12 protein-coding genes are annotated in these 12,597 nt (G+C 67.8%); 4 read left to right on the top strand and 8 right to left on the bottom strand.

What is annotated here, in order from left to right:
• Positions 1-65: 65 nt before the first annotated feature.
• From C5O79_RS02925 to C5O79_RS02900, 6 genes are all read right to left on the bottom strand, one after another.
• Entirely contained in the window at positions 66-551 is a 486-nt protein-coding gene (locus tag C5O79_RS02925; RefSeq protein WP_105817514.1) for a GNAT family N-acetyltransferase, read from the bottom strand.
• The gene (locus C5O79_RS02920) at positions 548-823 is read right to left on the bottom strand and encodes a hypothetical protein (protein WP_006401288.1); all 276 of its coding nucleotides are present in this window, start codon (positions 821-823) and stop codon (positions 548-550) included. The genes C5O79_RS02925 and C5O79_RS02920 overlap by 4 nt, the downstream gene beginning before the upstream one ends.
• Positions 824-862: 39 nt before the next feature.
• Entirely contained in the window at positions 863-2,161 is a 1,299-nt protein-coding gene (gene glp / locus C5O79_RS02915) for a gephyrin-like molybdotransferase Glp (protein ID WP_122473691.1), read from the bottom strand.
• A 105-nt stretch (positions 2,162-2,266) separates the two neighbouring features.
• The gene (mobA, locus tag C5O79_RS02910) at positions 2,267-2,884 is read right to left on the bottom strand and encodes a molybdenum cofactor guanylyltransferase MobA (RefSeq protein ID WP_047850511.1); all 618 of its coding nucleotides are present in this window, start codon (positions 2,882-2,884) and stop codon (positions 2,267-2,269) included.
• 26 nt (positions 2,885-2,910) lie between these two features.
• Positions 2,911-4,023, bottom strand: coding sequence for a GTP 3',8-cyclase MoaA (gene moaA, locus C5O79_RS02905; protein WP_122473692.1), 1,113 nt, complete (start codon positions 4,021-4,023; stop codon positions 2,911-2,913).
• Positions 4,024-4,154: 131 nt separating this feature from the next.
• Complete coding sequence (locus tag C5O79_RS02900) at positions 4,155-7,289, bottom strand: Rne/Rng family ribonuclease (protein ID WP_122473693.1); 3,135 nt, start codon at positions 7,287-7,289, stop codon at positions 4,155-4,157.
• A gap of 725 nt (positions 7,290-8,014) precedes the next feature.
• Between C5O79_RS02900 and C5O79_RS02890 the strand changes: the two genes are divergently transcribed.
• The 4 genes from C5O79_RS02890 to C5O79_RS02875 are packed head-to-tail and all read left to right on the top strand — an operon-like array spanning position 8,015 to position 11,087.
• Positions 8,015-9,019 carry an RluA family pseudouridine synthase gene (locus C5O79_RS02890; RefSeq protein WP_122473694.1) on the top strand — a complete coding sequence of 335 codons (1,005 nt, stop codon included), beginning with the start codon at positions 8,015-8,017 and terminating at the stop codon, positions 9,017-9,019.
• Positions 9,020-9,024: 5 nt separating this feature from the next.
• On the top strand, positions 9,025-9,684 hold the full coding sequence (locus C5O79_RS02885) for an HAD-IA family hydrolase (RefSeq protein WP_046545238.1): 660 nt from the start codon (positions 9,025-9,027) through the stop codon (positions 9,682-9,684).
• Positions 9,681-10,082 carry a Rieske 2Fe-2S domain-containing protein gene (locus C5O79_RS02880; RefSeq protein WP_039348429.1) on the top strand — a complete coding sequence of 134 codons (402 nt, stop codon included), beginning with the start codon at positions 9,681-9,683 and terminating at the stop codon, positions 10,080-10,082. Before C5O79_RS02885 ends, C5O79_RS02880 begins: the two co-directional genes overlap by 4 nt.
• Positions 10,083-10,094: 12 nt before the next feature.
• Positions 10,095-11,087, top strand: a complete 993-nt coding sequence (locus tag C5O79_RS02875) for a S49 family peptidase (protein ID WP_046545239.1) — start codon at positions 10,095-10,097, stop codon at positions 11,085-11,087.
• Positions 11,088-11,139: 52 nt separating this feature from the next.
• Here C5O79_RS02875 and C5O79_RS02870 read toward each other — a convergent pair whose 3' ends face one another.
• Both C5O79_RS02870 and C5O79_RS02865 read right to left on the bottom strand, forming a co-directional pair.
• Positions 11,140-11,862, bottom strand: coding sequence for an SAM-dependent methyltransferase (locus C5O79_RS02870; protein WP_122473695.1), 723 nt, complete (start codon positions 11,860-11,862; stop codon positions 11,140-11,142).
• The gene (locus C5O79_RS02865; RefSeq protein ID WP_046545241.1) at positions 11,859-12,491 is read right to left on the bottom strand and encodes a Maf-like protein; all 633 of its coding nucleotides are present in this window, start codon (positions 12,489-12,491) and stop codon (positions 11,859-11,861) included. Before C5O79_RS02865 ends, C5O79_RS02870 begins: the two co-directional genes overlap by 4 nt.
• Positions 12,492-12,597: the final 106 nt, after the last annotated feature.

Raw genomic sequence — 12,597 nt, 5'->3', positions numbered from 1 at the left:
AGCAAAAACGGGCGCCGCGGCGCCCGTTTTCTTTTGAAGCGATCACCGGCGTGGCCGGCTCGTGGTCAATGCCCGGCGAGCGTATCCAGTGCGTCGCCCGTGACGCGAACGATGCGCCAGTCGGGCAGCACGGTTGCGCCCATCTTTTCGTAGAAATCGATCGCCGGTTGGTTCCAGTCGAGGACCGACCATTCGAAGCGTCCGCAACGGCGCTCGACGGCCAAGGCCGCGAGGTGACGCAGCATCGCGGTGCCGAGGCCCGTGCCGCGCTGCGACGGCTGCACGTACAGGTCCTCGAGATAGAGGCCGCGACGGCCGAGGAACGTCGAATAATTGTGGAAGAACAGCGCATACGCGACGATCGCGCCGTCGTGCTCGGCCACACGTGCCTCGGCGGCAGGCTGCTCGCCGAACAGTGCGTCAGCGAGATCGGCCTCGGTCGCGACGAACAGGTGCGCAAGTTTCTCGAACTCTGCCAGCTCGCGCATCAGCGCGAGGATCGCGCCGACGTCGCGTGCCTGGGCCGCGCGAATCAGCGGTGTTCCGTTCACGCTTCTTCCGGCGGGTCGGACAGCACGATCTCGATGCCGCCGAAGCGCGATGCGACCCAGTTGTACGCGTGGCATGCGATCCACAGCAGCACGAAGCCGAGGATGGCGTTCAGCAGCAGCGCGCTCAGGATCGTGCTCAGTTCGACCATCCCGTAGCGGACGTATGCGACGAGAATGCCGAGCAGCACGATCGGCACGCTGAACGTCAGGTAGACGAGGATCAGCGCCTTTGCGGTCTGCCCCGCGGCGATCGACGAAATTTGTTTCTTCATGTGCGGATTGCCCCCGTAGAGATATACCGATAGTGGAATTCAGATCAGGCCGTCGAGCGGCAGGATGTCGACCGGGGTGCCCGCGTCGACTGCCGCGGTATCGTGGCCCAGGACGATGAAACAGTTGGCGGCCGAGAGGCCGCTCAGCGATGCGGAACTCTGCGAGCCGGCCGGTGCGACGTGCCAGCGGCCGTCGGCGGCGCGCGTCGCGATGCCGCGCAGGTAGTCGGTACGGCCCGGGCGCGTCTTCAGCGCTTGCGTGCTGAGTGCCGTATGCATCGCAGGCGGCTTGGCCTGCGCGCCGGCCAGCGTCAGCAGGGCGGGGCGCACGATCGCATGGAACGTCACGGCAGATGCGACCGGGTTGCCGGGCAGTCCGAAGAACAGCGTCTGACCGGTGCCATCGGCCGCATGCGAGAGCGTGCCGCACGCAAGCGGGCGGCCGGGACGCAGCGCGAGGCTCGCGAACGTCACGTCGCCGAGCCGTGCCATGACGTCGCGCGTGAAGTCGGCTTCGCCGACCGATACGCCGCCCGACGTGATCACCGCGTCGGCCTGCGCGGCGACCGCGCCGCGCAACGCGGCTTCGAGTGCGGCCGGGTCGTCGCGGACGATCCCGAGATCGACCGCGTCGACATGCAGCCTTTCGAGCATCGCGATCAGCATCCCGCGATTGCTGTCGTACAGGGTGCCGGGGCCGAGCGGCTCGCCGGGCTCGCGCAGTTCGTCGCCGGTGGAGAACACGGCGACGCGCACGCGCCGGCGCACCGAAACCTCGGTGACACCGAACGACGCCAGCAGGCCGAGATCGGACGGCCGCAGGATGCGGCCGGCGGCAAGCGCGCAGGCGCCGCGCGCGAGATCCTCGCCGGCCTTGCGGCAGTTCGCGCCGCGTGCGATGTCGTGTGCGGCGAAGTGGATCGTGTCGCCGTCGATGCGCACGCGTTCTTGTGGAATCACCGTGTCGCAGCCGGCCGGCATCGGCGCGCCCGTCATGATGCGCACGCATGATCCGGCCGCCACGGCGCCGTCGAACGGATGGCCGGCGAGCGCAGTGCCGACGACCGTCAGTGTGACATCGGCTTGCGGCGATGCGTGTGAGCCTGTGCTGCCGTCGAACGCATAGCCATCCATCGCCGAGTTGTCGTACGCGGGAATGTCGAACGGCGCGTTCACGTCGGCCGCGAGCACGCGGTCGAGCGCATCGCGCAGCGTCACCGTGTCACACGCGTCGACCGGCACCGCGAAGCGGCACGCGAGCGCCTGCGCGTCGGCGAGCGACAGCGGGGCATCGGAATCGGGTGCGGTTCGGGGGGCGGGCGAGGATTGCGTGATCATCAGTCGGACTGCGCCGCAAGGCGTATCGGGTTCGTGGCCGGTGGCGCGAGGAGGGTGCCTGGGCGCGGGTTTCGCGTGCGGCGGGCGGGAACCGCACGGGTGCCGTCAGCGGCGGGCCAGCGCGGCGAGTTCCTGCCAGGAGTTGGCATTGTAAAACGCACGCTCGTCGTGAAACTCGACTTCGACCGTCTTGTGGCGTGCGTACCACGCACGCACCTTGCGATCGCCGGCGGCGAGCCGGGCGGCTAGATCGTCGGCCAGCGACGTGCGCAGCAGCGCGAACGTCGGCTGCGGCGAGCGCACTAGTTGTTCGTCGACGGTTACCGCCATGGCGATGTCGGCCTGCTGCGCGTCGAGCGCCGCCTGCAACCGTGCGACGAGGTCGGCCGGCAGATAGGGCGTATCGCATGGCGAGCACGCGACGAGCGGCGCGCGTGCCGCCCGCATGCCGGCGAGCAGTCCCGCGAGCGGGCCGGGGAAGTCGGGCGTTTCGTCCGCGACGATGCGCGCATCGAATGGCGCACCGAGTTCGGCATAGCGATCGGCATGGCGATTCGCACTGATCAGCGTCTCGTCGACCTGCGGCGAGAGCCGGCGCAGCACGTGCAGCGCGAGCGGCGTGCCGTCGAGCAACTGCAGGCCCTTGTCGACGCCATCCATGCGTGTGGCACGCCCGCCTGCGAGCAGCAGGCCGGCGATCGAGGGAGAGGCGGAAGCGGGCATGGCAGAGGGCGGGAAGGCGGCGTGCGTCAGCCGCCGATATACGACATCTCGACCCGCTTGCCGGCGCCGTCGGGTAGGGCGTCGGCCGACGCGCTGCCGCGCAGCTGCGAATAACGGTCGGTTCGGGCCTGCCAGATGCGGGCGATCGCGGTCGCGATCTCGGCGTCGCTCGCGCCGCCGCGTACGAGCGCGCGCAGGTCGTGGCCCGCCGACGCGAACAGGCACAGGTACAGCTTGCCTTCGGTCGACAGCCTTGCACGCGTGCAGTCGCCGCAGAAGGCCTGTGTGACGCTCGAAATCACGCCGATTTCGCCGCCACCGTCCGCATAGCCCCAGCGCTGCGCGGTTTCGGCCGCCGTGTGCGGATCGAGCGGCACGAGCGGGAAGTGTTCGGCGATCCGTGCGATGACGTCGGCCGATGGCAGCACCTCGGTCATGTTCCAGCCGTTCGACGTGCCGACGTCCATGTATTCGATGAAACGCAGGACCACGCCGGTACCGCGGAAACGCTTGGCCATCGGCAGGATCTCGCTGTCGTTGGTGCCGCGCTTCACGACCATGTTGACCTTGACCGGCGCGAGGCCTGCGGCCTGGGCCGCGAAGATGCCGTCGAGCACGTCGGCGCTCGCGAACTCGGCATCGTTCATGCGCTTGAACAACGTATCGTCGAGCGCGTCGAGGCTGACCGTCACACGCGTGAGCCCGGCGTCCTTCAGCGCGCGCGCCTTGCGTGCGAGCAACGAACCGTTGGTCGTGAGTGTCAGGTCCAGCGGGCGGCCGTCATGCGTGGTGAGTCGGGCGAGGCGCTCGATCAGGAATTCGAGATTCTTGCGCAGCAGCGGCTCGCCACCGGTGATACGGATCTTCTCGACGCCGTGTGCGACAAAGAGTCGCGCCACGCGCTCGATTTCCTCGTGTGTGAGCAGCGCGCTGTGCGGCAGGAACGGGTAGTCCTTGTCGAAGACGGCGCGCGGCATGCAGTACACGCAGCGGAAGTTGCAGCGATCCGTCACCGAAATGCGCAGGTCGCGCAGCGGCCTGGCGAACGTGTCGGCCAGCGTGCCGTCCGGGGCGTGCGCGACGCCGGAGACGTCCGGCATCCCGGTGACGTCGGCGAGAGGAATGATGCGTCGGGACATGTTGAAAGAAGTGCGAACCAGGCCTCTATTTTAGCCGCAAGCGGCGGGTCGGTCCGGTGGGCGGAAACCCGCAGCGCGGACATGAAAAAGCCCGCCGAAGGCGGGCTTTTCCTGGTCGGACGATGCGTCGATCAGTGATTCGTTGTTTCGACCTGCTGCATCGGGGCCGTATCGACCGGCGGCAGTGCCTTGCGTTCGCGCGGCACGCGAGCCGGACGCGGGAGGCGCGACGCGGCCTCCTGCGCAGCGGCAAACTTGTCGGCGTCCGTGTTCACCCAGACGAGACCGGCCTGCTCCAGCACGGTATCCAGGCTCGCCGAAGCGGGCGCGGCTGCCGGTTGGGCGGGGGCCGGTGCCGGTGCCGGAGTCGGTGCGGCGACGGCCTCGACCGGCGCCGCTTCGACATGGGTCGGCTCCGCAACCACTGGAGCGGCTTCGGTCGTCACGGCCGGTGCGGCTTGCTCGACGGGTGCCGGCTGAGGCGCCTCGACGGCGACAGGCGCTGCCGGCACTTCGAACGCGTCGGTCGGCGAAACCGCGACCGGAGCCGGACCGGCTTCCGTATCGACGGCCGGTGCGACCGGTGCCGGTTCTGCTGCCTGGGCGACCACTGCTGCTTCGACGTGTACCGGTGCCGGCTGCGGCTCCACAGCGGCCGGTGCTGCCGGTTCGGCATGGTGCTCGACCACGGCTTCGGCGACGACGGCGCCTGCCGCGGCGGCTGCCACGACGACTGCCGGTGCGGCCGTGTGGGCCGGTTCGGCAGCAGCCGGTGCTTCCGGCGTCACGGCTTGCACCGTCACTTCGCCCTCTGCGCCTTGCTCGGCGTGGTCGACGACTGCGCCGTCTTCCTCGCGCTCGCGACGACCGCCGCGGCGGCCGCGACGGCGACGGCGACGTTCCTCGCCATCACGCGCGCCGGCTTCCGCGTCGGCTGCCAGTTCGGCGCCTGGCAGGGCTTCTGCGACGGCCTTGTCGGCTTCCGGTTCCGGATGGGTTTCGCCGCGGGTGACGGTTTCCAGCGTTGCCGCATGCTGAGTCGGCTTGCGGCGCTCGCCGCGCTCGCGACGTTCCTGGCGCTCGCCGCGACCGGCTGCTTCGACGCCTTCCGGCTGCTCGACACGCTCGCGCGGTTCACGCGGTTCACGATTCTCACGCGGTTCGCGCGGCTCACGGCTTTCACGCGGCTCGCGGCCTTCGCGCGGGCTACGGCCCTCGCGACCTTCGCGGTTCTCGCGGCCTTCACGCGGTTCACGACCCTCGCGCGGTTCGCGGCCTTCACGCGGCTCACGAGCCTCGCGCGGTTCGCGCACTTCCTTGCCTTCGCGCTCCTGGCGTTGCGACTGGCCACGGCCTGCCGCGACCTGGTCGCGGCCGCCTTGCGCCTGCTGGGCGCCGCCGCGACGGTTGCGGTTGCGATCGCCGCCGCGTTCGCCGCGCTGCTCGGACTTCTCGGCACGTTCGCCGCGAGCCGGACGGGCTGTCTGCTCCTTCGCCGGGGCCGGAGCAACCGGTGCGGGTGCGGGCGCCGGCGATACGCCGAACAGACCTTTCAGCCAGCCGATGAAGCCGCCGGTTGCCGGCGCGACAGGCGCGGGCGCTGCAACGGGTTCGACCGGGCGCTGCGGTGCCGGGCTCGGGGCCGGACGCTCGGGCGTGATGCCCTTGACCGCGGCTTCCTGCTTCGGCTTCACTTCCGCCGCGCGCTTGCTGTAGCCGGTTTCCGACTCGAGTTCGCGGGCTGCTTCCTCGGCCATCTTCCAGGACGCGCGCGGGTCGTCGAGACGTGCGTCGTCGTGGCGCAGGCGTTCGAGCTTGTAGTGCGGCGTATCGAGGTGCTTGTTCGGGATCAGCACGATGCCGACCTTGAAGCGCGACTCGATCTTGTTGATTTCCTGACGCTTTTCGTTGAGCAGGAAGGCGGTCACCTCGACCGGCACCTGGCAGTGGATCGCCGCGGTGTTTTCCTTCATCGCTTCTTCCTGAATGATCCGCAGGACCTGCAGCGCGGACGATTCGGTATCGCGGATGTGACCGGTGCCGTTACAGCGCGGGCAGGTCACATGGCTGCCTTCCGACAGGGCCGGACGCAGGCGCTGGCGCGACAGTTCCATCAGGCCGAAACGGGAGATCTTGCCCATCTGGACGCGCGCGCGGTCATGCTTGAGCGCGTCTTTCAGGCGCTGCTCGACTTCGCGCTGGCTCTTCGCCGATTCCATGTCGATGAAATCGATCACGATCAGGCCGCCGAGGTCGCGCAGGCGGAGCTGGCGGGCGACTTCGTCGGCTGCTTCGAGGTTCGTGCGGGTGGCCGTTTCCTCGATGTCCGCGCCCTTGGTCGCGCGCGCCGAGTTCACGTCGATCGCGACGAGCGCTTCGGTGTGGTCGATCACGATCGCGCCGCCCGACGGCAGCGGCACCGTGCGCGAGTATGCGGTCTCGATCTGGTGCTCGATCTGGAAGCGGGAGAACAGCGGCACGTCGTCGTGGTAGCGCTTCACCTTCGCGACGTTGTCCGGCATCACGATGTCCATGAATGCGCGGGCCTGATCGTGGATTTCGTTCGTATCGATCAGGATTTCGCCGATATCGGGCTGGAAATAGTCCCGGATCGCGCGGATCACGAGGCTCGATTCCAGGTAGATCAGCATCGGCTGGCCGGCGTTGCCGCTTTGCGACGCCGCTTCGATCGCACGCCACAGTTGCAGCAGGTAGTTCAGGTCCCACTGCAGTTCCTCGGCGCTGCGGCCGATGCCCGCGGTACGGGCGATCATGCTCATGCCGTCCGGGATCTGCAGTTGCGCCATCGTTTCGCGCAGTTCCTGACGCTCATCGCCTTCGATCCGGCGCGACACGCCGCCGCCGCGCGGATTGTTCGGCATCAGAACCAGGTAGCGGCCGGCGAGCGAGATGAACGTGGTAAGGGCAGCGCCCTTGTTGCCGCGCTCTTCCTTTTCGACCTGGACGATCAGTTCCTGGCCTTCGCGCAGGGCATCCTGGATGCGCGCGGAGCGCATGTCGATGCCTTCCTTGAAGTACTGGCGGGCGACTTCCTTGAACGGCAGGAAGCCATGGCGGTCTTCGCCGTAGTTGACGAAGCACGCTTCGAGCGACGGCTCGATACGGGTGATGACACCTTTGTAGATATTGCCTTTGCGCTGTTCGCGCCCGGCCGTCTCGATGTCGATGTCGATGAGCTTCTGCCCATCAACGATGGCGACGCGCAGCTCCTCCTGCTGCGTCGCATTGAACAGCATGCGTTTCATGAACGACTCCAGGCGGCTCTGCTGGCGGCGCCTCGCGGTTGTCAGTCGCGAGGGCGGGAACGACGGCAGGCCGCGCCTTGTTGTGTTGTCACGAGCACGCTGGAGCGGGAACGATGGCGGGGAGAATTGCCTGAAGAGGCGCTTGGGCCCGAGATTCGGGGCCGGCGGCCATAGGGCACCTGCGAACACGGCTTCAAAGCACGGCGTCCACACACCGCACGCTGTCAAAGCGCGCTAAGCCTGAGGCCGGGCACTGCCGCGGGGCGCGTCGTCATGCGACGCGCGTGCCAACGGGCGGCAGATGCTGCGGCTCGGGCCGCAGCGGGGAGTATCGAATCCAGCCCGACTTTCCCGCCTGGGGTGTACTTCCCTGGTTTGACGTCGCCAGGCCCCGCACGCTTCGCGGAGCCAAATCGGGCGCAACGCCGTAATTTTCGCAACCGGCAGCCTGCGCGGACGCACTTCGCGCCGTCGGGCTGCCGATCAAATTCTTTTCAACCAACTTTCCGTTACCGCGGCGCCTTGCCGACCGAATCCGCCTGTGGGCGCGATCCTTGCCGACGGGCAGCGCCGTGCGTGCAACTTGCTGCTTCTCTTTGATTAGGGGCGAGCAGCAGACCCCCGGCGCAAGTAAAATAACGGTTTGCGCTTGCGCCTTGCCCGGTTGATCCGGGTCGGCCGATAAGGCCGCCCGCAACGTCAGGCTGGGCAAAATTATATTCAGTATGAACGAGTTAGGCAAAATATCCCAGAATTCGGTCGCAAGCGGCCAGGTATCGATGATCGAGATCGACGAAAACTCGGCCGGTCAGCGTATCGACAACTTCCTGTTGCGCGTCTGTAAAGGCGTGCCGAAAAGCCATATTTACCGGATCCTGCGCAGCGGCGAAGTGCGCGTGAATAAGGGCCGGGTCGATGCGCAGTACCGGCTCGCGTTCGGCGACATCGTCCGCGTGCCGCCCGTGCGCGTGGCTGCCGCCGACCTCGCGCGGGCCGAAGCCACCATCGTGCCGCCCGCGCATTTCGACGTGCTGTTCGAGGACGACGCGATGCTCGTCATCAACAAGCCGGCCGGGGTTGCGGTCCACGGCGGCAGCGGCGTCGCGTTCGGCGTCATCGAGCAGATGCGCCAGGCGCGCCCGCGCGCGAAATTCCTCGAACTCGTCCACCGGCTCGACCGCGAGACGTCCGGGATCCTGATGCTCGCGAAGAAGCGCACGGCGCTCGTGGGCCTGCACGAGCAGATTCGCGAGAACAAGATGGACAAGCGCTACTTCGCGTGCGTCCACGGTGAATGGCAGTCCGACTGGGGGCGTCGCCGTGCGGTGAAGGCGCCGCTGTTCAAGTATTCGACCCCGGAAGGGGAGCGTCGCGTGCGCGTGCAGGACGACGGACTGCCGTCGCATACGGTGTTCAACCTCGTCGACCTTTGGCCCGAGTACGCGCTTCTCGAAGCGGAACTCAAAACGGGTCGGACCCATCAGATCCGGGTGCACCTCGCGCATCTCGGCCTGCCGATCGTCGGCGACGCCAAGTATGGCGATTTCGCACTGAACAAGGCGCTGGCGCGCGCGAATGCGCAGCCGTCGCTGAAACGGATGTTCCTGCATGCGTATCGGCTGCGGCTCGCCCATCCGCTGACCGGCGAGGCGCTGCAGTTCGATGCGCCGCTGCCGGACGAATGCCGGCGCTTCCTCGATCAACTCAGCGCACTGCGCGATACCGCCTGAACCGCATGGCTCGACAGCAATTTGACCTGATCGTCTTCGACTGGGACGGCACGCTGATGGATTCGACTGCGCACATCGCGCACAGCATCCAGGCCGCATGCCGCGATCTCGGCTTGCCCACGCCGTCCGACGAGGCGTCACGCTATGTGATCGGCCTCGGCCTGCGCGATGCGCTGCAGATTACCGCTCCGACCCTCGATCCGTCCGACTATTCGCGGCTTGCCGAGCGCTACCGCCATCACTATCTGCTCGACGACCAGCGCATCGAGTTGTTCGCCGGCGTGCGCGAACTGCTCGCCGAGCTGCGTGACACCGGCTATCTGCTCGCCGTTGCAACCGGCAAGGGTCGGGTCGGGTTGAACCGCGTGCTCGACCAGTCGAAGCTGACGAGCCTGTTCGATGCGACGCGCTGCGCCGACGAAACCTTCTCGAAACCGCATCCGGCGATGCTGCACGAACTGTCCCGCGAATTGGGGCAGGACCTGTCGCGCACCGTGATGATCGGCGACACGACGCACGACCTGCAGATGGCCGAGAGTGCCGGGGCCGCTGGCGTCGGCGTCGCGTACGGCGCGCACACGGCCGACGCACTGGCTGCGCTCGCGCCGCGCTTCGTCGCGCCGGACGTCGGTGCGCTGGCCGCGTGGCTGCGGGAGCACGCATGAGCGCGGTGCCGGACGCCGTGCGCGTGTGCGCATCGGATGCGCTGGCCGACGGCGGTGCCGGCGTGCGCGTCGACGCGACGCTGCGCGGCGAGCAGGCCGTCGTGTTCTTCGTGCGCTACGAGGGCCAGGCATACGGTTACCTGAATCGCTGCGCGCATGTGCCGATGGAGCTCGACTGGGCCGAAGGGCAGTTCTTCGAATCCTCGGGCCTCTATCTGATGTGCGCGACACATGGCGCGATCTACGAGCCGAACACCGGCAAGTGCGTCGGCGGCCCGTGCCGGGGTGGCCGCCTGCGGCCGGTCGAGGTCGACGAGCGCGACACCTCCGACGGGCGTGCGGTATTCTGGGTGCCCGACGCCGACCTGCGTCCCGCTGTTTCCGCCACGACCGACTAACGACAACCCTGCATGGCCGACCAACCGAATTCCCCGGATTCCTCCTCCCGTCCCGACAGCCGTGAACCGAACTGGGAGCGTGCGGCGCTTGAGCGGATCGCGCTCGCGGCGGTCAAGGAGCAGCGCGCGGCGCGGCGCTGGAAGATCTTCTTCCGCTTCGCGTTCCTCGCCGTGTTCGTGCTGTTCGCGTTCGCGCTGATCGATTTCTCGAGCGATTCGAAGTTTTCGTCGAGCGGGCGGCATACGGCGCTCGTGACGATCGACGGCGAGATCGCGGCCGGCGTGAACGCAAACGCCGACGACATCAACACCGCGCTCGACGCCGCGTTCGAAGACGACGGCACGGCCGGTGTCGTGCTGCGGATCAACAGTCCGGGCGGCAGCCCGGTGCAGGCCGGGATGGTCTACGACGAGATCCGCCGGCTGCGCGCGAAGTATCCGGACAAGCCGCTGTATGTCGTCGTGACGGACATGTGCGCATCGGGCGGCTATTACATCGCGTCTGCGGCCGACAAGATTTTCGTCGACAAGGCGAGCATCGTCGGGTCGATCGGCGTGCTGATGGACGGGTTCGGCTTTACCGGGCTGATGGGCAAGCTCGGTGTCGAGCGGCGCCTGCATACGTCCGGCGAAAACAAGGGCTTCTACGACCCGTTCTCGCCGGAAACGCCGAAGATGGACGCGCATGCGCAGGCATTGCTCGACCAGGTGCACGCGCAGTTCATCAAGGCTGTGAAGGATGGCCGCGGCAAGCGGCTGCACGAGACGCCCGACATGTTCTCGGGCCTGTTCTGGACCGGAGAGAAGAGCGTCGAGCTCGGGCTGGCAGACGGTTACGGTACGACCGACACGGTCGCGCGCGACGTGCTGAAGGCGCCGGATCTCGTCGACTATACGGTGAAGGAAAGCCTGACGAACCGCGTCGCGCGCAAGTTCGGCGCGGCCGTCGGCGGCGCCGCGATGAAGGCGCTGACGGCCGGCGGCGCGTCGGTCAGCCTGCGCTGACGGAGGCGGGCCGGGATGACCCGCCGTTCACCTGGCGGATCGCCTGCCGCGTTCAGTTCGCCAACAGCAGGAAGATGGCAGGGCGCTTGTGCAGATTCGGCGCAGGCGCCTTTTTCCAGTCCGTGACGGTCCGGCTCGCGATCGTCTCCGTCGTGAGGGTCAGGTCGGCTGCGACGCAGATTTGCGTCGACGGCGCGCAGGTCGCGACGAGCGTGTCGAGCATCGCCTGATTCCGGTACGGCGTTTCGATGAAGATCTGCGTTTGGCGGGCCTTGCGTGACAGTTGCTCGAGTTCGCGCAGGCGTTTCGCGCGCGCCGCCGCGTCGACCGGCAGGTAGCCGTTGAACGCGAAGCTCTGGCCGTTCAGGCCCGATGCCATCAGTGCGAGCAGGATCGAACTCGGCCCGACCAGCGGTGCGACTTTCACGCCGCGCTCGTGCGCGCGGCGCACCAGCAAGGCGCCGGGATCGGCGACGGCCGGGCAGCCGGCTTCGGACACGAGGCCGGCGTCCGCACCGGCCAGCACGGGCGCGAGCAACCGGTCGATGGCGCCGGCCGGCGTGTTGACGTTCAGTTCGCTGATCTCGATTTCCTGGATCGGGCGTGTGGTGCCGATCTTCTTCAGAAATGCACGCGTCGTCTTCGCGTTCTCGCCGATGTAATAGCCGAGCGTGCCGGCGCGTGCCTGCACGGCCGCGGGCAGGACGGCCGCGAGCATCGATTCGTCGCCTTCGCCGAGCGTGTTCGGGACGAGGTAAAGCGTGCCGGCGGTCATGCGCGGTCTCCACGGGTGGTTGCAAACAACGGATAGTCGGCGGCGCGCAGCATGCGCGTGAGCGCGATCAGCGGCAGGCCGACGAGCGCGGTCGGATCGTTCGAGTCGATCGCGTCGAGCAGTGCGATGCCGAGCCCTTCGGACTTCGCGCTGCCGGCGACGTCGTACGGCGTTTCGGCGCGCAGGTACGCGTCGAGTTCGGCCTCGGGCAGCGAGCGGAAACGCACGTGCGTGACGATGTCCTCGACCTGCGCTTCACCCGTCCGGCTGTCGTACAGGCAGAGCGCGCTGTGGAATTCGACTTCGCGGCCCTGCATCGACACGAGTTGCGCGAGCGCGCGCTCATGGGTGCCGGGCTTGCCGATCTGGCGCCCGTCGAAGGTCGCGACCTGGTCCGACCCGATCACGAGCACGCCGTCCGGCGCGTCGATGGTGGCGGCGACGGCGCGCGCTTTCGCGCCGGCGAGCCGCAGGGCGGTCGCGGCCGGCGTTTCGCCGTCGTGCGGGGTTTCGTCGAGTTCGGGCGACACGACGTCGAAGGGGATGCCGAGGCGCTCGAGGAGCGCGCGGCGGTAGCGTGAACTGGAGGCAAGAATCAGCCGCGGCGGGCGGCAAACGGTATCCGGCATGGTCGGTTGGATCGGTGAGTCGTCGGGTGTTGTACGGCGTTGCGCGGACGCAAGCTTAAGTGATTGACCGCAAAAGGTAAAACAGGTATGCTTTCCCGCTTTTCGT

It is taken from the genome of Burkholderia sp. SRS-25, from assembly GCF_004343765.1.
GTDB lineage: Bacteria > Pseudomonadota > Gammaproteobacteria > Burkholderiales > Burkholderiaceae > Burkholderia > Burkholderia contaminans.
This window is presented reverse-complemented; position numbering and strand designations above follow the sequence as displayed.

Bases quoted from the DNA above. Each gene is read 5' to 3' on its own strand.
- C5O79_RS02900 (WP_122473693.1), bottom strand. From the start codon at position 7,289: ATGAAACGCATGCTGTTCAATGCGACGCAGCAGGAGGAGCTGCGCGTC.
- C5O79_RS02885 (WP_046545238.1), top strand. From the start codon at position 9,025: ATGGCTCGACAGCAATTTGACCTGATCGTCTTCGACTGGGACGGCACG.
- C5O79_RS02870 (WP_122473695.1), bottom strand. From the start codon at position 11,862: ATGACCGCCGGCACGCTTTACCTCGTCCCGAACACGCTCGGCGAAGGC.
- mobA (WP_047850511.1), bottom strand. From the start codon at position 2,884: ATGCCCGCTTCCGCCTCTCCCTCGATCGCCGGCCTGCTGCTCGCAGGC.
- C5O79_RS02920 (WP_006401288.1), bottom strand. From the start codon at position 823: ATGAAGAAACAAATTTCGTCGATCGCCGCGGGGCAGACCGCAAAGGCG.
- moaA (WP_122473692.1), bottom strand. From the start codon at position 4,023: ATGTCCCGACGCATCATTCCTCTCGCCGACGTCACCGGGATGCCGGAC.
- C5O79_RS02875 (WP_046545239.1), top strand. From the start codon at position 10,095: ATGGCCGACCAACCGAATTCCCCGGATTCCTCCTCCCGTCCCGACAGC.
- C5O79_RS02865 (WP_046545241.1), bottom strand. From the start codon at position 12,491: ATGCCGGATACCGTTTGCCGCCCGCCGCGGCTGATTCTTGCCTCCAGT.
- C5O79_RS02880 (WP_039348429.1), top strand. From the start codon at position 9,681: ATGAGCGCGGTGCCGGACGCCGTGCGCGTGTGCGCATCGGATGCGCTG.
- glp (WP_122473691.1), bottom strand. From the start codon at position 2,161: ATGATCACGCAATCCTCGCCCGCCCCCCGAACCGCACCCGATTCCGAT.
- C5O79_RS02890 (WP_122473694.1), top strand. From the start codon at position 8,015: ATGAACGAGTTAGGCAAAATATCCCAGAATTCGGTCGCAAGCGGCCAG.